At 48.2% G+C, this 19,835-nt stretch carries 16 protein-coding genes; all 16 read left to right on the forward strand.

Annotated elements, in window-relative coordinates:
• The first annotated feature begins 160 nt into the window (after positions 1 to 160).
• The 16 genes from ACTQWB_RS07545 (at position 161) to ACTQWB_RS07620 (ending at position 19,715) form a co-directional block, all read left to right on the forward strand.
• A complete protein-coding gene (locus ACTQWB_RS07545) occupies positions 161 to 1,009 on the forward strand; it encodes a tyrosine-type recombinase/integrase (RefSeq protein WP_288788327.1) in 849 nt (282 codons plus the stop codon).
• The gene (locus tag ACTQWB_RS07550; protein WP_288788325.1) at positions 1,006 to 2,181 is read left to right on the forward strand and encodes an IS91 family transposase; all 1,176 of its coding nucleotides are present in this window, start codon (positions 1,006 to 1,008) and stop codon (positions 2,179 to 2,181) included. Before ACTQWB_RS07545 ends, ACTQWB_RS07550 begins: the two co-directional genes overlap by 4 nt.
• A 461-nt stretch (positions 2,182 to 2,642) precedes the next feature.
• Positions 2,643 to 3,551, forward strand: coding sequence for a ParM/StbA family protein (locus ACTQWB_RS07555; RefSeq protein ID WP_288788341.1), 909 nt, complete (start codon positions 2,643 to 2,645; stop codon positions 3,549 to 3,551).
• The gene (locus ACTQWB_RS07560; RefSeq protein WP_288788323.1) at positions 3,539 to 3,832 is read left to right on the forward strand and encodes a plasmid segregation centromere-binding protein ParR; all 294 of its coding nucleotides are present in this window, start codon (positions 3,539 to 3,541) and stop codon (positions 3,830 to 3,832) included. Before ACTQWB_RS07555 ends, ACTQWB_RS07560 begins: the two co-directional genes overlap by 13 nt.
• 217 nt (positions 3,833 to 4,049) lie before the next feature.
• Positions 4,050 to 4,607, forward strand: a complete 558-nt coding sequence (locus tag ACTQWB_RS07565; protein WP_288788321.1) for a hypothetical protein — start codon at positions 4,050 to 4,052, stop codon at positions 4,605 to 4,607.
• A gap of 74 nt (positions 4,608 to 4,681) precedes the next feature.
• A complete protein-coding gene (gene dcm, locus ACTQWB_RS07570) occupies positions 4,682 to 5,983 on the forward strand; it encodes a DNA (cytosine-5-)-methyltransferase (protein WP_288788339.1) in 1,302 nt (433 codons plus the stop codon).
• Positions 5,984 to 5,988: 5 nt separating this feature from the next.
• Entirely contained in the window at positions 5,989 to 6,939 is a 951-nt protein-coding gene (locus ACTQWB_RS07575) for an amidoligase family protein (protein WP_334304839.1), read from the forward strand.
• Between the two features lie 85 nt (positions 6,940 to 7,024).
• Positions 7,025 to 13,372: a SpaA isopeptide-forming pilin-related protein gene (locus ACTQWB_RS07580; RefSeq protein ID WP_441038872.1), complete on the forward strand. Its 6,348-nt coding sequence runs from the start codon at positions 7,025 to 7,027 to the stop codon at positions 13,370 to 13,372.
• Position 13,373: 1 nt separating this feature from the next.
• The gene (locus tag ACTQWB_RS07585) at positions 13,374 to 13,871 is read left to right on the forward strand and encodes a gamma-glutamylcyclotransferase family protein (protein WP_441038871.1); all 498 of its coding nucleotides are present in this window, start codon (positions 13,374 to 13,376) and stop codon (positions 13,869 to 13,871) included.
• Positions 13,868 to 14,665: a class B sortase gene (locus ACTQWB_RS07590; RefSeq protein ID WP_441038840.1), complete on the forward strand. Its 798-nt coding sequence runs from the start codon at positions 13,868 to 13,870 to the stop codon at positions 14,663 to 14,665. Before ACTQWB_RS07585 ends, ACTQWB_RS07590 begins: the two co-directional genes overlap by 4 nt.
• A 258-nt stretch (positions 14,666 to 14,923) precedes the next feature.
• A complete protein-coding gene (gene metK, locus ACTQWB_RS07595) occupies positions 14,924 to 16,084 on the forward strand; it encodes a methionine adenosyltransferase (RefSeq protein WP_441038838.1) in 1,161 nt (386 codons plus the stop codon).
• Entirely contained in the window at positions 16,084 to 17,049 is a 966-nt protein-coding gene (locus ACTQWB_RS07600; RefSeq protein ID WP_441038836.1) for a DUF3991 domain-containing protein, read from the forward strand. Before metK ends, ACTQWB_RS07600 begins: the two co-directional genes overlap by 1 nt.
• 5 nt (positions 17,050 to 17,054) lie before the next feature.
• The gene (locus ACTQWB_RS07605) at positions 17,055 to 17,843 is read left to right on the forward strand and encodes a hypothetical protein (protein ID WP_441056025.1); all 789 of its coding nucleotides are present in this window, start codon (positions 17,055 to 17,057) and stop codon (positions 17,841 to 17,843) included.
• Between the two features lie 66 nt (positions 17,844 to 17,909).
• A complete protein-coding gene (locus ACTQWB_RS07610; protein ID WP_441056026.1) occupies positions 17,910 to 18,722 on the forward strand; it encodes a DNA-methyltransferase in 813 nt (270 codons plus the stop codon).
• 149 nt (positions 18,723 to 18,871) lie between these two features.
• Entirely contained in the window at positions 18,872 to 19,195 is a 324-nt protein-coding gene (locus ACTQWB_RS07615) for a DUF7768 domain-containing protein (protein WP_441039831.1), read from the forward strand.
• Between the two features lie 142 nt (positions 19,196 to 19,337).
• The gene (locus ACTQWB_RS07620) at positions 19,338 to 19,715 is read left to right on the forward strand and encodes a DUF3789 domain-containing protein (RefSeq protein WP_441039822.1); all 378 of its coding nucleotides are present in this window, start codon (positions 19,338 to 19,340) and stop codon (positions 19,713 to 19,715) included.
• Positions 19,716 to 19,835: the final 120 nt, after the last annotated feature.

The raw sequence follows: 19,835 nt of genomic DNA on the forward strand, positions 1-19,835 counted from the left end.
TTGTTAAGTCACCACAACCAACAATCAAACAGGATCGACACTATCACCGCCATGAATAGAATAGCATTATCCAATGACTGTTTCAAGCAGAAGTTTCTGCCCAGACCTCCTCCGTGAACGATAGTGTTTCTCATCAACTTATCATTCATGGAGGTTTTTTATGTACCAAGATATTTTTGAATCTATCCGCAATGAAGCGGAAAAACGTAACCTACGAGAAAGAACTATTCAACTGTATTGCTCTGATGTCAGTTACTTCCTTCGTTGGATTGGAAAACCTGTCTCTGCTCTTACGCTTGAAGATGCGGAAAGTTTTCTTACTGCCAAACGTTTGGAAGGCAGGTCTCCTGAAACTCACAATCACTATCGGTCTGCAATCAAGTTCTTCTATAAAAAAGTGCTGAAGGTTGTCTGGGACGATGATACTGTTCCTGCTATGAAAAGAGAACGAAATCTTCCGGCTGTTCTGACCCGTAATGAAATAAATGCAATCATTGATGCCACTCCGAACCTGAAACATAAAGCTATTATTGCAACTATGTATTCTTCCGGATTACGTGTGTCAGAGGTCGTTCATCTCCATTATGATGATATTTCCCGCACCAACATGACGATTCATGTTCGCGAAACCAAAAGCAGAATTGACAGGTATACGATTCTGTCTCAAAAGAATCTTGACCTTCTCACAGAGTATTGGTACAAATGTGGCCGTCCTAAAGATATCCTCTTTCCAAGCTCCTGGACCGGTGGATATCTGGATATAGCCAGTGTTAACCAGTTCTTTAAGAAAAGTGCCAAACTTGCCGGTATTACCCGTCGCATTTCTTCTCATGCGTGCCGTCATAGTTTTGCCAGCCATTTATTCGAAAGTGGTACGGATATAAAATATATTCAGTCACTTCTTGGACATGTTGATCCTCGCTCTACAGATGTTTACCTTCATGTGAGCAACAAGACCCTCCTTGGGATTCGCAGTCCGTTCGACGATCCGGAAGGTGGTGAATCATGAGCAGTCCTTGTACTATCCAGGACGTTTTTCATCGTTTTTATCCGTCCTATGAAACCTCACATGATATTTCTGCCACTCAAAGAAAAACGGCTTACCACATCATGAATTGCAAAACAGGTGCCTTTGGCGTAAATGTAAGTGTATGTGAGGATTGTGGCTGTATATCTATCCACTATAATTCCTGCCGCGACAGATGCTGTCCTATGTGTCAGGAATTCCCAAAAGAAAAATGGGTGGATGCACGGCGTGAGGATATCTTAGATGCACCTTATTTCCATGTGGTTTTTACCGTTCCGGAAGAACTCAATCCTGTTATCTACAGCAATCAGAAGCTTTTATACACAGCCCTTTACCATGCTGCATCAGGTACTTTGAGTCAACTGGCTGCGGACAGCAAGTATCTTGGGGCTGATATCGGCTATATCTGTATCCTTCATACCTGGGGGAGTGCAATGAACTTTCATCCGCATATCCATGCCATTGTTCTTGGTGGTGGACTGGATGTAAAAAATCATTGGAAAGACAATGGGGAAGATTTCTTCCTACCGATTAAGGTTATCTCCAAAGTGTTTCGTGGAAAGTACATGGCAGAACTCAAGCAACTCTGGGAAGATCGTAAGCTGGAGTTTTACGGTTCGGCTTCCCCTTACAAAAACAGTTATACTTTCAAGGAATTGTTAAATACCTGCTACACTAAGGAATGGGTGCCTTATTGCAAGAAACCATTTGACGGTGCGGAATCTGTTATCAGATATCTTGGAAAATATACACATCGGATTGCTATTAGCAACTACCGCATTAAAGGTATGACGGAATCTGCCGTTACATTTTCCGCTAAGGATTACAAAAAACTAGGGCAGTGGAAAGAGTTCACAATCTCTGGTGAGGAATTCATCCGTAGATTCTTAATGCATGTTCCTCCAAAGCGTTTTGTACGTATTCGTCACTATGGTCTTCTTTCATCCAGAAATAAGAATAAAAAGATTACTATGTGTAGAAATATCCTTGGATGCCAAAAATACATTTCCAGACTGAAAAATATGGATGCACCTGCCATCATTCAGCTACTTTACAACCAAGATATATGCAAGTGCTCATCCTGTGGTGGAAAAATCCTTCCACTCTCACCTGGACAATGCCATGTCACACCGAAGCCACATATGCTTTGCTGATGTATATGAACTGAACACTTATTTTGAAGCTTCCGATGGAGGCTTATTTGTGATGCAAAAAATCATATCATCTAACAAAGAAATATATATTTCACACCATTCTGTGTTAAACTTTGAGTAAAAGCAAGAAGATTAAAACTCCATATATGGAAGCTAACCGGACGCACTTTGTTCAACCAGGAAAAATCGAAATTGATGCAAACGAAAGGGCAGTTACTGAAAAGTCTCAATGCTGCTTTTTCGTTTGCACCATCTTCGATTCTTTCCTTAACGATTTGCAGCGTTGATTAACAAATAAAAATGATTGAATACAGCTATGCGTATTTATTTACAAAATGTACATAGCTGTATTTTTTATTACGGGCAGGACTCTTCGGGGTTCTGCCCTTTTTCTCTTTTTCCAGACAAAAAGACCACCTGCTGGAAAAGAACAAGAAAAACCAGAAAGGATGTGGTGACTTATCATTATAGGAATCGATCATGGATATTATGCTATCAAAACTCCCCATGTGTGTTTCCCGACAGGACTGACCGGGTATGATTACGAGCCGTATACCATGCAGAATGTCCTGCAGTACAATGGGAAATTTTATGTGTGCGGAACTGGGCGGCAGACACTGGTGAGAAGTAAGACTTCCAATGACAATTATTACCTTTTGACAATGGCTGCCATTGCCCAGGAGATCCGTTACCGCCGGGGAGAACGGAAAGCAGATGTGGTTCTGGCAGCCGGCCTTCCTTTGGCAAGTTTTGGCAGGGAGAAAAAAGGCTTCCGGGAGTATCTGTTTCGGAAAGAGCAGCCTGTGCGTTTCCGGTACGAGGATGAAAGCTATGAGATACGGATTCAGGATGTAAAACTGTTCCCACAGGGATACTCTGCCTTGGCTCTCCACCCGGAATGTGTTCGGGATGAGCCTTCTGTTCTTCTCGTAGACATTGGTGGCTGGACCGTAGATCTGATGCGGCTGGACAACAGTGTTCCAAACGCCGCAACCTGCCGCAGCCTGGAGCTTGGTGTGATCCGGTGTGTGAATGAGATCACCGAGCAGGTACGCAGAAATACCGGACTGTCTATAACGGACATTCAGATCGAACGTGTTCTGAACGGCCAGAGCTGCAGCATGGACCCGGCGGCAAAAGAAATCATTGCCCAGCAGGGAAGGCTTTATACGGAGAAAATACTGTCTGCAATCATGGAAGCCGGGTTCGATCTGAAGGCGATTCCGTCCGTGATCATGGGCGGCGGAGCCAGCATCCTGAAACGGCACGTGACACCACAGGACGGGCTGTGTCGGCAGATTTACCTGACAGACGTACACGCCAACGCTTCCGGCTATGAGCGGATTGTGGGGCAGATGTGCGCGAAGTAAAGAGACCCGTTTTCTCGTTCCGCCTGAACCTGGAGAATCCAGACCATAAAAGGGCATGGGAGATCCTGAAAAGTGTTCCGGATGGACAGAAGAGCAGCTATCTGGTTCAGGTAATTTTAAAAGATCAGGAAAACAACCGGCTGGAGAAAAGCATCCGGCAGGCCATCCGGGAAGAACTGGCAGGTGCTTCCATTTCAGGCTCCGGGGAAAGTGTTTCAAAGAAGGAAGAAATTCCGTCCCAGATGCTGGATTTTCTCTCCGGACTTGAGGAGGCATTCTGAAAAAGTCAAGTCTTTCCCGGTGATAAAATAGCCAAAATTCAGACAGTTAAATTAGTATAAATCACGGATCTTTGAAAGGGGTGATGCCTATTGAATGTTATTAGATCTGCATCCTTTGGGGGCTTTTGGAATCCTCATATTCGTTGGGTATTGTGAATAGCTTTCTGCCACGTTTTAGGGTATGTTGTGTATAGAAAAAAGAAAGGAGAACAAACGCATGGAGATAAAAAACATATGCGGAAAGATCCCGGTAGAGCTGCATGAAAAGCTAAAACTGGAGGTCGAAGAGTTAGGAATCAGCATACCAAAATACCTTGAAATGGTAATCGAAGAACACATGACAAGAAAAGGAGAAAAGACGGACATGGCAAATTTAAGAACAGTAGCAGTACAGGTAGACGAGGAGTTATTTTCCAGACTGAAAGCAGTCCTCGCCAAGAACGGCATGAAACAGAAAGACTTCCTGATCGGACTAATCGAAGAGGCACTTGAAAAAGAGGAAGCCAAATGGAAAGCGGAATCAGCAGGAGCTACGGAACCGGAAGAAGCTGAGCCTGCAGAATCCGAACCGGAAGAAGAGCCGGAGTTGAAAGAAGCCGAAGCAGAGGAAGAACCGACAGAATCGGAAGCCGAAGAGACGGAACCGGAAGAAGAGCCGACAGAGACGGAAACTGAGGAGCCAGAGGAAACAGAGTCAGCAGAAGTAGACGAAGAGGAACTGGAAACCGAAGAGACGGAACCAGAAGCAACAGAGCCAGAGGATGCAGAAGAATAGACATCAATAACAGAAACCAAGAGACTAAGACGGTGCAGAGAAATCTGCACTGTTTTTTTCGCAGCGAAGGGAGGCTGATAGCCGGAACAATTCGATTTTTTGACCTTTTCAGTGGAATCGGAGGATTCCGAGAAGGGCTGCAAAGGGCAGGAGGCTTCACCTGTGTCGGACACTGTGAAGCGGATGCGTATGCAGACCACAACTACCGGGTGCTGTTTGATACGGAAGGAGAGTGGTTCTGCAATGACGCAAGAAATATTGAAACAGAACGAATGCCGGACTTTGATCTTTTATGCGCGGGATTTCCTTGCCAGGCATTCTCCATCGCTGGACGAAGGGAAGGATTTGCCGATGCAAGAGGAACCCTTTTCTTCGAAGTTGCCAGGCTGGTTGCAGACAAACGACCTGCGTATTTTCTCCTTGAAAACGTACCCGGTCTGCTTTCGCATGACAAAGGCCGGACGTTTCACACCATCCTCAGTACGCTATCTGAACTGGGGTATCATGTCGAATGGAAGGTGCTTAACAGCAAGGATTTCGGAGTCCCCCAGTCAAGGAAACGGGTGTATATTGTCGGATATCTTGATGGAAGATGTGCCGGAAAAATATTACCTTTCCCAAAAGCAAATGGAACAGCTCTTATACAAGTCCATGCTGGCAAACAGGGAGAAAGAGTCTACGCAGAAGAAGGACTGAGCTGCACGCTGACCAGCGGGGCTGGCGGTATGGGCGGCAAGACCGGATTATACGAAGTCGGTATCCCGATCAAGGAAAATACCCGAAAAGGGTACAAGATGGCTTATGAGGGTGACAGCATTGATCTAGGATATCCGGGCATCAACAGCCGCAGGGGAAGAGTTGGGCATGAGATTGCCCATACTCTGACGACCGGAAACCAGCAGGGGACACTGCATTTTGTAGATATCTCCCCTCCGCCGCTGGTGACAGAGGTTGCAAGATGTCTGAATACCAGACAGGATTCCAGCATCCATAACCACAGGGGTGAAAGCTCCGGGGTGCTGGTGGAAGAACCGCCAAGGGCAGTGCTGACACCAGCCAAGGAAAAAGTCCGCCAGAATGGAAGAAGGATGAAAGAACCGGACGAGCCAATGTTCACCATTACGGCAACCGACCGTCATGGCGTGATCTACCACGGCAGAATCCGCAGGCTGGCACCAAGGGAGTGTCTGCGACTGCAGGGATACCGGGACGACCAGATCTCCAAGATGGAAAAAGAGACATCCGACAACCAGCTTTATAAGCAGGCTGGGAACGGTGTCACCGTCAATGTTATTGAAGCAATAGGCAGAAACCTGAAAGCCGTGGATGAAGAGATTCGAAGCAGCTCACCTGTTCCAGAAGTGAAGGGTGGGTGACACAGATCGACTTAAAAGACCAGTATTTCGGTACAGAGATTGAGATGACAGGAATCAGCCGTTACAATGCGGCTGTCGCTGTTGGAAGAATGTTCGGAACAGAGCCATATTCCATCCATTCTTACAATTCATGGTGTGTGAAAGACCCGGATGGAAAGGTCTGGAAGTTTTCCTATGATTCCAGTATCTGTTGTCAGTACAAATCTCACGGGAGGTGTCTGAATGCTGACAGCGAATATGCCACGGAGATGGTGTCCCCAAAACTGGAATATTCGGAAATGGGAAAACTCCAGGAAGTGGTGCGGTGTGTCAAAAACGCAGGCGCTTTTGTAAATTCATCCTGTGGCATGCATGTCCATGTGGACGCAGCCAACCATACACCAAGGAGTCTGAAGAATGCACTGACAATTATGTACTGCAAAGAGGATATCTTATTCAAAGCCTTGAAAGTGCAGACCAGAAGAGAAGATGAGTATTGCCAGAAAGTCCGTCCTATGGTACTGGAGAAAATCCGCCGGATGCCGAACAGCACCATCACCATGGAAAAATTCAAAAGGGCATGGTATGAAGGAAATGACGGAAGCTCCGAGCATTATAACTGGACAAGGTATTATGCATTAAACCTGCACGCCGTTTTTTCTAAGGGAACACTGGAATGGCGTTGTTTTGAAAGCACGCTCCATGCAGGGAAAGTCCGGTCAAACATTACACTGGCACTTGCCATATCCGCACAGGCAATCAACCAGTCCTGTACCCATGCCAAAAAGACAGAGATCGGGGATAACCCTGCATTTACCTTCCGCACCTTTTTGCTCCGCCTCGGACTAATCGGGGACGAATACAAAAATGTGCGGAAGCATCTGCTTGCCAATCTGGACGGAGATAAGGCATGGCGGTATGACAAAAGTACCTATGCCTGTCAGCAGAATCCAAGACGGACAGACGATGCGAGATAACAGAATAATAGGAACAGACAGGCCGGGTGGAAACATCCGGCTGTTCTTATGCAAAATAAAGAAAAAGAAGAAAGAGGTAGAAAACATGAAGAGTAAATATCGATTCAGGCGAATCCTTTCCGGGGTGATGGCGGCAGTAACCATCTTATCCACGGTCATTTCACCGCTGACCGTTTATGCTTCGGAAGAGCCAAAAGCGGCAGAACCGCCAGCGTATGAATCTGTAAAGAATCTGCTGGATGAAAATGAAGTGGTAAAAGCCACCGATTTGGAGCTGGAAGTCGGACAGGCATTTGATGTTTCCAGTGACCGCACGAAGCTGGAAATCAAGGATGAAAGCAAAGTCAAGGTAACATTCCAGAAAGCAGAGAATGACGCCGGGGAGAGCTTCAGCACCGGCCATGCGGACACTTACCATGCCGTTTATTATGTGGAGCCAGTTAACCAGAACCATCCGGTTTATCAGATCGGAAGAAACCTGATCGTAAAAGAGCCTGTGACAGCGTCTTCTCAGAGTGAACCGCAGATAGAACAGGCAGTCACCGAAGAGGATACCAGTTCTGATGATGAGGAAGCTGCCTCGCAGGAAGAAACTGAGACAGAGCCTGTAGAGACAGAAATTGTTGAACCGGAGACAGCTGAATCTGAAACAGAGGAAGTGGAGACAAAAGAACCGGAAGAAACAGAATCCGAATTTCAGGATGGACTTTCCGAATCTGAGTTTGATGCCGCATTAGAGGAATCCGAAACGGAAAATACAACCGATGAAGAATCCGGGCTGACACTCGGCGATGTTCTGGAGCAGGCAGGGGAACAGAATATTGACCTGATGGCAATGGAAGATGGGGAAACCGTTTCATTCACCGCAGTCAATACCAGTACAAGAGCAACCCAGGACGTAGATGTGACAAGAGGAACTGCTTATTATTATGCAGACTACGGTCTTGGTTCCTATGTAACCTATAAATATACCGTTAAATTTGGAAATGTGTCTGCAACGGCCTACTGTGTGCAGCCATCCAAAGCAGGGCCAGGAGATGGTGTCTATAAGATTACAAAACTGTCTGACAGTAAAGCACTGGCCAAGGTTTGCTATTATGGAACCAAAGCATCTGGTGAAAATGGATTCTTTTCTGAGAAACATCCTGACTTTTCGGCAGGAAAACAGTTTATTATTACCCATCTGGCTGCGTCCTATGCCAATAACAGCGGTGACGCTTTTTCTGGTACAAATGCTACCGGGCAGGCCCTTGCAAAAGAACTCTATGATTACTGTATGAGCCAGCCGGAGATCCCGGAAGTGGACATGAGCTTTTCCAATGCAGATGTGACCGCCTATATCAGCGGTAACAGCCAGAGAACAGAAGAGATCACTTTCAAGGCATCCGAACTGCAGACCATCACCATGAAGCTGCCGTCCGGTGTCAGACTGCATAACGTGACAACCGGAAAAACCAGCAGTGCAGGTGCATCTGTAGAAATCTGCGGCGGTACCAAATTTTATTTATCCGCACCGCTGACACAGGCGGTGGATGTCAAAGGGGAATGGTCTTCCACTATGAAAGGAAGCATCATCAAAGACTACTCCGCTTATAAGATCACCACTGGAAGCGAGACACAGGACCTTGCCCTGGTATTTGGTGAGGGCGTGACCGATGAGAAATATGTAGATTTTAAAGTATCATGGGTAAAACAGGCAACACTGGAGATCGTAAAGAAAGACCGCAAGAGCAACAAAGCCATCGCAGGTGCAGTCTATGGCGTTTACAGTGACAAGGACGGAAAGAACCTGATCACAAAGATGCCGGCCACAGATGCCAACGGAGCTTCCAGCGTTACGATCACCAAAACACAGGATACCGTATACCTGAAAGAGATCTCTGTACCAAACGGATACCTGCTGGACACCAAAGCCTACGACATAAAACTGGTGATCGGGGATACCGTAAAACAGACCGTTACCGATGCAGAGCAGATGGCAAGTCTGACTGTTTACAAGTTAGGAGAAGTGCTGACTGGGGCAAACGTAACAGACAATGGCGTTTCCTTTGTTTATACCGAGCAGAAGCAGAAGGGTGCTGTTTATAACGTTTATGCTGCGGCTGACATTGTATCCGCAGACGGAACGGTAATCTATAAAAAAGATGCACTGGTCAAAGCCGGACTTACCACCGGGGACGATGGAAGTGCCACACTGGATAATCTATATCTGGGAAAATATGTAGTAAAAGAAATGAAAGCACCACAAAATCTGGTATGCACAGGCGAAAGCCAGGAGATCACACTTTCCTATGCCGGAAGCAATGTAGAGAAGGTAATGGGAAGCGTAACATTCAAAAATGCCCGCCAGAAAGCAAGCGTGAGTATATATAAACAGGATAAAGAAACTAAGAAATATCTTCCGGGAGGTACCTATGGTCTGTATGCCGGAAATGACATCAAAGCAGCGGACGGAAGCGTTGTGGTTAAGAAAGATACCCTCATTGAAAAGGCAGTGACCGGAACAGACGGAAAAGCTATGTACCAGGCAGACCTGCCAATCGCCAATAGCTACTACATGAAAGAGGTAGCTGCACCAGCTGGATATGTAAGAAACAGCGAAGATATTTATTCCTTTACGTTCCAATATACCACAGACAAAGAAGCAACCGTTTCCTTCAGCCATACATTCCAGAATGAACGTGTCAATGCGAAGATCAAACTAGTAAAAGAGGATTCTGAAACCGGAAAGACTGCACAGGGAGATGCAACCTTTGAGGGTGCCGTTTATGGCCTGTATGCCCGTGAGGATATCGTCCATCCGGATGGACAGACGGGTGTCCTTTATCCGGCAGGAACCCAGGTGGCAGCCCTGACTACGGATGCAGATGGAAATGCAGAAGTCGCAGACCTCTATCTCGGAAAGTATTATGTTAAAGAATTGACGCCGCCTGTCGGATATCTGGCAGACCCGGACGAACATGATCTGGAGTGCAATGACGAGGGAGATCTGGTTCAGACGGTAGAACGTACCGTAACTTCTCTGGAAGATGTGATCAAACAGCCGTTCCAGGTCATCAAAGCAGCCAACAACGGAAAGACAGATGCCTATCTGTTAAAAGGCGTGGGATTTAGTGCTTATCTGGAGAGCAGTCTGAAGAACAACAAGGACGGCTCCTATGATTTTGCCTCTGCATCTCCAGTCGTGCTGACCGCAGACGGACAGACCGAAATGTTCACAGATGAGCGTGGATATGCATGCTCCATTCCGCTCCCATACGGTACCTACATTGTAAGAGAGACCACCACACCGCACAACTTCACGCCAGTTGATGATTTTAAAGTTGTAATCTCAGAGAACCATCCGGATCAGCCGCAGGTATGGCGTGTGCTTCTGGATAAAGAGTTTGAAGCAAAATTAAAGATCATCAAAAAAGACGATGAGACAAAGAAATCTGTCCTGGTTCCGAATACCGAGTTCAAGGTATACGATTTGGACAATAAAAAGTATGTGGAACAGGTAACCACTTACCCATCCACTACGGTACATAAATCTTATTTTACCGATGAAAATGGATACCTGATCCTGCCGCAGAATCTTGCTTGTGGAAATTACCGCATCGAAGAGGTGACTGCACCGGATGGATACACTCACAGCACAAAAACGGTAGAAATCAAGGTAGACAGCGATACCGCATACCAGGAAGATCCGGTCAGCGGTGACCTGATCATCGAGGTAGATTTCGAAAACCACCCGGCAAAAGGCAGACTGACCATCCGCAAGGAAGGTGAAGTAGTCAAAGGTTTTGACAAGGATTTCACCTACGAGGAAGCCAGCCTTGCAGGAGCCGTATTTGAGGTTTACGCCGCAGAAGATATCTATACCGCAGACCATCAGAAAGATGAGAATGGAAACCGTTATCTGGAATATGCCAAAGACACACTGGTGGCAACAGTGACAACCGATGAAACCGGAAGTGCCGTAATCGAGAATCTTCCGTTCGGAACATACCGTGTAGAAGAGAAAAAAGCACCGGAAGGGTACACTTGGAATGCAAAAGGGGAAGAGGTAACCTTTACTTATGCCGGACAGGATACCCCGATTGTGGACGAAGAAGTGACATTTACTAATGAACGCCAGAAAGTAAGTATCACGGTAGAAAAGCAGGATGCAGAAACCGGAAGCGTGGTAAAAGGAGCCGTATTTGGACTTTACAATAAGAAGGAAATCAAATCAGGCAACAAAGTCGTTGTGAAAGCAGATACCTTATTACAGGAGATCACAAGTGATGAAAAAGGGCAGGCACACTTTACCCTGGACCTGCCGCTTGGAACTTATTATGTAAAAGAGATTTCTGCACCGGACGGTTTTGTATCCTCTGACGGGGTACTGGAATTCGATGCCACCTATCAGGGACAGGACATTCCGACCATCAAGCTGAAATCTGTAAAGAAGAACCAGCCTACTACGATTGAGGTAACCAAATCCGATCTGACTACAGGTGTGGAGCTGAACGGGGCATCCCTTTCTGTTTTGGATAAAGATGGAAATGTGATCGACAGCTGGACTTCCGTAAAGGATGAGCCGCATGTGATCAAATACCTGACTGTTGGAAAAACCTATATCCTCCGTGAATCCCTTGCACCGCTTGGCTATTTAAAGACCACGGATGTGGAATTCACCGTTCAGGATACCGCAGAAGTACAGAAAGTGGAAATGAAGGACGATGTGCCGAAAGCACTGCTGATCGTAAACAAGAAAGGTGAATTTCTTGACAAGATCACTCTGTTGGACAACGTCAAAGGTGTTGTGGAACATTTCTTTGAGTACATCACCGGAAGCCTGACAGACGTTACCTTTGAAATCCGTGCTGCCGAGGATATCAAAGCAGCCGATGGCGTAAGCCCGGATTACTATTCCAAGGACGAGCTGGTAGCAACCGTGACAACGGATGCAGACGGCATTGCAAAAGTATCTGACCTTCCGGTTGGAAAATACTATGTCAAAGAGGTGGGTACAGCATATGGTTATGTGCTGGATGAAGAACCACGATATGTAGATCTTTCCTACCGTGACCAGGATACCCCAGTTGTTGTATACGATGAGGACTGGCAGAACAACCGCCAGAAAGTGAAAGTGAACGTCCTGAAGAAAGAAAAGAATACCGACCGTGTATTAAAAGGCGGCATCTTTGGACTTTATACCAGAAACGACATCCTGTCCGCATCTGGAAATGTGCTGATGGAAGCTGACACCCTGATCGGGTTAAAAACAACAGATGCAGATGGAAAGATTTCCTTTATTGCGGACCTGCCGATCGACGGAACCTATTATGTGAAGGAGCTGTATGCACCGGATGGATTTGTCACCACCGGAGAAGAGCAGGAATTTGTTTTTGAGTACCAGGGGGATAAAGAAGCAGAAGCATCCTATGAGTTTGTATTTGAAGATGAGCCGACCACCGTGGAGCTTTCCAAAACTGATCTGACTACAGGAGAGGAACTGCCGGGAGCCAGATTACAGCTGACGGATGAAACCGGAGCTGTGGTTGAGGAATGGACTTCCACCGAGGAGCCGCACATCATCAAGGAACTGGTTGTAGGAAAATCTTATACCCTGACAGAGACTAAGCCGGCCGATGGATATGTTACTGCGGAAAGCATCACATTCACCGTGGAAAATACCGCAGAGATCCAGAAACAGGCGATGGAAGATGACGTGACCAAAGTGGAAATCAGCAAAACGGATATTACCGGAGATCAGGAGATTGAAGGAGCCAAACTGACTATCACGGATGAGAATGGAAAGGTTGTAGAGAGCTGGACTTCCGGAAAAGAGCCGCACTATATCGAAAAACTTCCGATTGGTAAATACACCCTGAAAGAAGAGCAGGCTCCAAACGGTTATATTGCAGCGGAAGAGATCACCTTCGAGGTGTCAGACACCGCAGAGATCCAGAAGGTGGCCATGAAAGACGATACCGCAAAGGGACGTCTGATTGTTGAGAAAACGGACAAGGATACTGGAGCCGCACTGAAAGGAGCGGAATTTGAACTGAGGGATGCTGATGGCAAAGTGGTAGAAACACTGACCACCGATGAAAACGGCCATGCAGCCAGCGGACTGCTTGCAATCGGAACTTATAAGGACGGCAAATTTGACAAGGCAGCCACTTATTATCTGGTTGAAACCAAAGCACCGGAAGGATACCAGCTGGACGAAACAAAGCATGAAGTGACATTTACCTATGTAGATGACAAAACGCCAGTGATCGAAGTCATCCAGAAAGTGACCAATGAGAAGCTGCCGGAGGATACCCCGTCTGTAAGCAACCCGAAAACAGGCGATGATACCAACCTTTGGATTCCGGCCTTGTGCCTGATTCTTTCCGCAGGCGGTCTGATCGGCATGAGCCTGGCATCCAAGAGAAAGAAGAAAAAAGGGGGCAGATAAGCTGGAACAATTATATTTTGCCTATGGAAGCAACATGGATCTGGACCAGATGGCATATCGGTGCCCAAAGGCGGAGGTGGTAGAAACCGTCCGCCTGGAGGGGTATCGGCTGACCTTTGCAGCCGCAGGGAGCGGACTTGCCACCATCTTCCCGGAAGAGGGAAGCCATGTGGACGGCGTCCTCTGGTCACTGACCGGGGACTGCGAAAAGAGTCTGGATCTTTATGAGGGCTACCCAGATTTTTACGACAAGCAGGAGATCACCGTCAAGGATAAAGCTGGGAAAGAGATCAAAGCGATTGTCTATATCATGACGAAAGACTATATGCAGAACTTTAATCCGCCAGGACGGTCTTATCTGACTGGGATCTTAAAGGGATGCAGGCAGAACCACATCCCAACGGGACCGATCCTGAAAGCAGCCAGGAAACCGCCTGTGCCGGGACAGACGCAGAAAAGCCAGCCAAAGCAACAGAGGAAAACCGGACAGGAACGATGAAAATCGTGAAAAAATTTTTTCAAACGGTATGCTTTGTAGCACTTTTCTTAAGTGCCGGGTTCCTGATTTACCACATGGTATATCTCCCAATGGAGAATAAAAAGCTGGTGGCAGAGCTGAAAGGGAATTTCCCGGAGCCGGAAGCTCCGGGAGCCTCAGGCTCTGAAAAGAAAGACCACCCGGCTGGAAGAAAATGCCCGGTGGCTGCGGTAGAACTTGTTTCTCTCCGAAAACAGTACCCGGATGTACAGGGATGGCTGACTATACCGGACACCGGGATTGACTATCCGGTGCTTCAGTCCGAACAGGAGAATGGCGAATTTTATCTGAAGCGGAATTACAAAAAAGAATATGACATCAACGGAAGTCTGTTTTTACAGGCAGACTGCAAAGTGTCTGAAAGCAGGAATCTCATCATTTATGGCCACAACATGAACAGCGGGGCGATGTTCGGAAACCTGGACTTATATGCAGGGGAAGATTATTATAACGCTCATCGTTTTGCTTATCTTCAGACAGAGGACGGCATTCAGGAATACAGGATCGTCACGGTTCTGAAAGCAGACCGGGATCTGTTCCCATTCCAGCAGAAACTTCTGGATGCGGCGGCAGTGCAGGAGTACTTAAAAGCAGCCAAGCAGAGAGAAGTGTTCGAAACCGGGGATGATTACCTGAAGTGTATATACGATAAGGTTTTGACGCTCGTCACGTGTTCGTATGAATGGAACGGTGCCAGGAACATCGTCCTGGCGGTGCCGGTTTCCGGGGCAGTGTGGAGCCAAAAGTGTTCGTAAGTACCCCAAAAGTGCAGAAAATGAGACAAATCATGACCGCACGGGCTTGGAAATGTTCAAAACAGGGGGAGTATGTAAGGGAGTGTATTGGTAGTATTCAGGTAGAAAAAAGTGTCTGAAAGTACCAGAAAAGTGCAGAATGTGAGACAGCTCATAACCCAGATCCGGCAGGAAGTGTTCCAAAAGGAGTGCTTTCTGCTGGATCTATTTACTTATGTGATAACGAGCTTTGACTCGTTGGAAAGGATGGTAACAATTATGAAACGTTTTTATACAGCAGAATCCGTAACGGAAGGACATCCGGATAAGCTCTGCGACCTGATTGCAGACAGCATTCTGGATGCGTGTCTGAAAGAGGACGAAAATTCCAGGGTGGCCTGCGAGGTGCTGGCGACCCAAGGGAACATCATCGTGGCAGGAGAGATTACCAGCCGATATGAGCCACAGGTGTTTGAAATCGTCAGAAAGGTGCTGGAGAGTGCAGGCTATGACGCAAGCGGAATCCATATGGATGCCCTCATCCACAAACAGAGTCCGGATATCGCCGGGGCAGTGGAACGCTCCAAAGAACGCAGGACAGGGACTGTTTCTGTTCAGAGCGGACTTGCTAATGGTGCCGGGGATCAGGGAATCATGGTGGGATACGCCTGCGATGAGACGCCGCAGCTTATGCCGATGCCAGTGGTTCTGGCGAACCGCATCGTAAGGGAACTGTCTGCAAGCCGCAGAAGCGGATATATCACGGGAATCCTGCCGGACGGAAAGGCACAGGTGACCGTGGAATATGAGGATGACAGACCTGTCCGTCTGGATACGGTCGTTGTGTCCTGCCAGCATGAAAAGGAAAAATCCCTTCGGAAGCTGGAGCATGAGATCCGGGAGAAAGTGTTACGCCCGGCACTCCGTATGCTGCCGCCGGATGAGGATACCAAGATCTTGATTAACCCATCGGGCAGATTTGTGTGTGGAGGTCTGGATGCAGACACCGGCCTGACCGGAAGGAAGCTGATGGTGGATACCTACGGCGGCCTGGTACCGCATGGCGGCGGTGCATTTTCCGGGAAGGACTGTTCCAAAGTTGACCGATCCGGGGCATACATGGCTCGTTACATTGCCAAAAACATGGTGGCTGCCGGACTTGCCAGCCGATGCCAGGTGTCCCTTGCCTATGCCATCGGGGTTGCCCAGCCAGTCATGGTGCAGGTGGATACCTTTGGAACGGGAAAAATCTGTGCGGATGACTGCCTCGCCGCCGCGATCCCTCTGGTGTTCGGACTTACCCCAAGCCAGATTAGTGACACTCTGCACCTGAAGCGGCCGATCTACCGACAGAGTGCGGTGTTCGGGCATTTTGGAAGAAAGGAATTCCCGTGGGAGAAAACGGATAAGGCAGAGCAGCTCCGGGATACCGTGATGTAATGCCGTGGATTCCGGAAGAAGAAATTAAACGTGCAAGGGAGATCACCGCCATTGAATACCTGAAGAAATACCAGCCAAACCGTCTGAAAAAATCTTCAGCCAGAAATGAATGGGAGCTGACAGACCACGACAGCTTTAAGATCAACGAGCAGACCAGCCAGTGGCACTGGAAATCCAGAGATATCGGGGGCACCAGTGCCTTAAATTTCCTGATTCATGTAGACGGGTGTTCTTTTCTGGAGGCAGTGCAAATGCTGAAAGATGAGTATCCCACCTATATCCCTCCTCCCGTGGAAGCAAAGCCCAAGAAGCCATTTGTCCTGCCTCCGGCCAGCCCGGACTGCCGCAGGGTGTTCCGCTATCTGAAAGAGCGGGGCATCAGCGGCGAGGTCTTACAGCGGTGTGTTCATTTGGGAATCTTATATGAGAGCCTGCCGTACCACAATGCCGTGTTCGTAGGCCGGGATGAAAACCAGGTGGCAAGATATGCTTTCCTGCGTGGGATTTACGATGCCAGCGGAAAGTCCTTTAAGATGGAACAGGCCGGAAGCGAAAAGGCATACGCTTTTTGTGTTCCGGCGAAGCACGGATGCAGACGGGTTGCCGTTTATGAAGCCTGTGTGGATGTGCTGGCCCACATGACACTGGAACAGGGAAGAATGGATAAGTACCGTTTGGAGCTTGGCGGGATCAGCGCACCAAAAGAAGGAAAGAGCCAGCGGAGCATAAAAAAGCCGCAGGCACTGGAACATTTCCTTACCCAGCACCCGGAGATCACCGAGATCGAAGTGTGTACCGACAATGACTTTGCCGGACGGTGGGCGTGTGAACATATCCGAAAAGCCTATGAGGGAAGCTATCAGATCATCAAGAATCTGCCGGAGATTGAAGGGGCAGACTGGGCAGACATGGCAAAGATGGCTGCCAGGACACCGGAGAAACGGCAGAACAGGGAAGTGAGGTGATGCCTGTGAAAGACAAAATAGAAGTGGAAATGCTGTCCCCTGTCATGGCAAGTTTTATCCCGGATCATTCGGACATTGTGGACTGGGAAGATGCAGATCCATTGGAAGGAAACGAGCTGGTGCCATATCAGGAAGCCATCGCAGAAAAGATTGCGGAGGTCAACCGGCTCAGTACACCCGGCCATGAGCCAGGAAACCTGATGGTGCATTTTCACGGAAGCGACAGTGTCCGGGAAAAAGTAGAATGTATCACGATGGGGGTAAAAGAGCAGGATGGCGTTTTATATGGCTGTGCCAGCCTGACGCTCCGCAAACCTCTGACACCAGGGGAATATGTCGAGCTGGAAGGGTACCTGCGGGGCCAGTACAGCGATGGCTGGGGAGAAAGTCTGGAACAGAGGGAAATCAAAGTAGACGGCGGTGAGTTATACCTGCATTTTTATGTTGGTGCAGGCTCGGAATTTTTGATACAGGTGAAAGCATCGGAAAATGGCGTACAGGAAAAACAACCGGAACAGAAGCAGCTCCGTCCAAAACTCAAACTTTTAGGGCATGACGGAAATATTTTCTCCATCCTTGGGGATGCTGCAAGACTCCTTCGACGTGCCGGAATGTCTGGGCAGGCCAACGAGATGGCAGACCGTGTCTATAAGAGCGGCAATTACTATGAAGCACTGGGGATCATCAGTGAATATGTGGAAACTGAACTGTCGAACCACCGGGAACAGACTGGAACGCCAAGAAAAGAAACCGTGAAAAAAGAAGCACCGAAAAGAGAGGATACCTGCCGATGAGCAGTTCCATAAAGAAAAGCACTTCCAGAGAAATCTGGAAAATAAGCGACCGAAAGGATGATGCCTATGGGAAATACCCTGAAACTTGAAGATCTTTTAAAACCGGACTGTGTGCCGGATGAGTCTGCCGGAGGGGAGAACTGGTGTATCCTGCATGGGGATACCTTAAAACTGGTTAAAGGATTCCAGCCGGGGATCTTTGATGCAGTTGTAACCGATCCGCCCTATGCGTCCGGGGGAACCAAGCAGAACGAACGCAACCGTACCACCAACCAGAAGTACAGCAGCATGAAAGCAGAGAATGCCCTGCCGGACTTTGATGGGGATAATAAAGATCAGCGTTCCTGGACCCATTGGATGGCAGAATGGCTGTACGATGTGCGGAAAGCCTGCAAGAGAGGGGCTCCGATCTGCCTCTTTATTGACTGGAGACAGTATCCGTCCATCACCGATGCCCTCCAGTGGGCAGGGTGGATCTGGAGAGGAACTGCCGTCTGGGACAAGGGGAACTCCCGTCCACAGAAAGGCAGATTCCGCCAGCAGGCAGAATATATCGTGTGGGGAAGCAACGGCCCGATGCCGATCAACCGCCCGGTGTCCTGCCTTCCGGGGGTGTTCCGCTATGGAAATCCCCAGAATCGCATCCATGTGACCGAAAAGCCGCTCCAGCTGATGAAGGATGTCATCCAGATCTGCGAGCCGGGCGGCCTGATCTTAGACCCGTTTGCCGGAGCTGGTACTACCATCCTTGCGGCGGCAGAGTCGGGCTATCAGGCAGTCGGCATTGAAGTGACCGATGCGTATTATAAGCTCGGAAGCGACCGTGTCCGCATTGCACTGGAAGCCGGGGAAGAAGCGGAAAACAAAGAACCACAGTAGCCGGATGTCTGGCAGACATCTGAAAAAGAGAAGAAAAAAATCCAGATGTCCACAAGACATCCACAGAGCCGGAATGCTTTGTGGGTGTTTCTTTTTAGAAAAACGCCGGGCAGAGGAAAGCTGTCCGGTCAGGAAAGGAGATGGTCGTATTGGAACAGGCACTTGCTTATGTCTGCTGTTCTGCAGAAGAGGGAAAGACCAAAGTACAGCGGTACTGCCGGAAGATCTACGAACTGGGATATGTGCCGATCTGCCCGCAGTACAGTTTTTCCCCATTCCTTGATGACGAGGATGCAGAGGATATGCAGGCCATGCGGAGAATGTCCCACCAGATCTTAAGGCGGTGCAGGATGGTGGTCGTCTGCGGAAAAGAGACCACCGGGACGATGAACACGGAGATCAGCATGGCTGACAGACTCCATATCATCTGCACCACACTGGATGGGTTAAGCAAAATCAAGGAAAACGAGTAATTCAGAGAAAGAGCAGGTTCAGAGGGGACGAAGCAAAATGCGACTGGTTTTGCAAGCATAGCGTTTGGATATCCAAACGCACTTTGGGGAGAACCCCAATCCCCCATATTGAACCGTAAACAGACGAAAGGAGAACAAAATAATGTTAGGATTTATACTTGGCACAATGACTGGAGGAGTAATGGGCGTTTTTGCAATGTGTCTTTTCATAGCTGGAAAGCGGGAGGATGAGGCACTGGAGCGGTGCCGGATGAAACCAAAGGAGATCATCGACCACGGTGCATGCATCTGTTTTGTAGACGGCAAAGGACAGGAACTGTTCCGGCTCTCAGACGGGGAGAGCCTTGTGCAGAATGCCCCAAATGGAGAACGGAACGTATCCACCTGCCACTATCTGGATGCCGATTCTGCCATGATCGATGGAAAGAAATGGAACCTCCTGGAATTCGCAAAAGAGATGGAAAAAAGAGGGATCATGATCGCCCCGATGGAACTGTGCCAGGTACCGGAAAGGGGGTGAGGCCTATATGAAGAAAAAGATCATTGCTGCAGCGGTAGCCATTGGCGTGCTGACAGGCTTCCTGATCTGGAAAAACCGTGAAATGTAAGGAAATAATCAATACCCCGTTGGAAAGCAGGT

The organism is Blautia sp. HCP3S3_H10_2 (genome assembly GCF_052122375.1).
Taxonomy (GTDB): domain Bacteria; phylum Bacillota; class Clostridia; order Lachnospirales; family Lachnospiraceae; genus Blautia_A.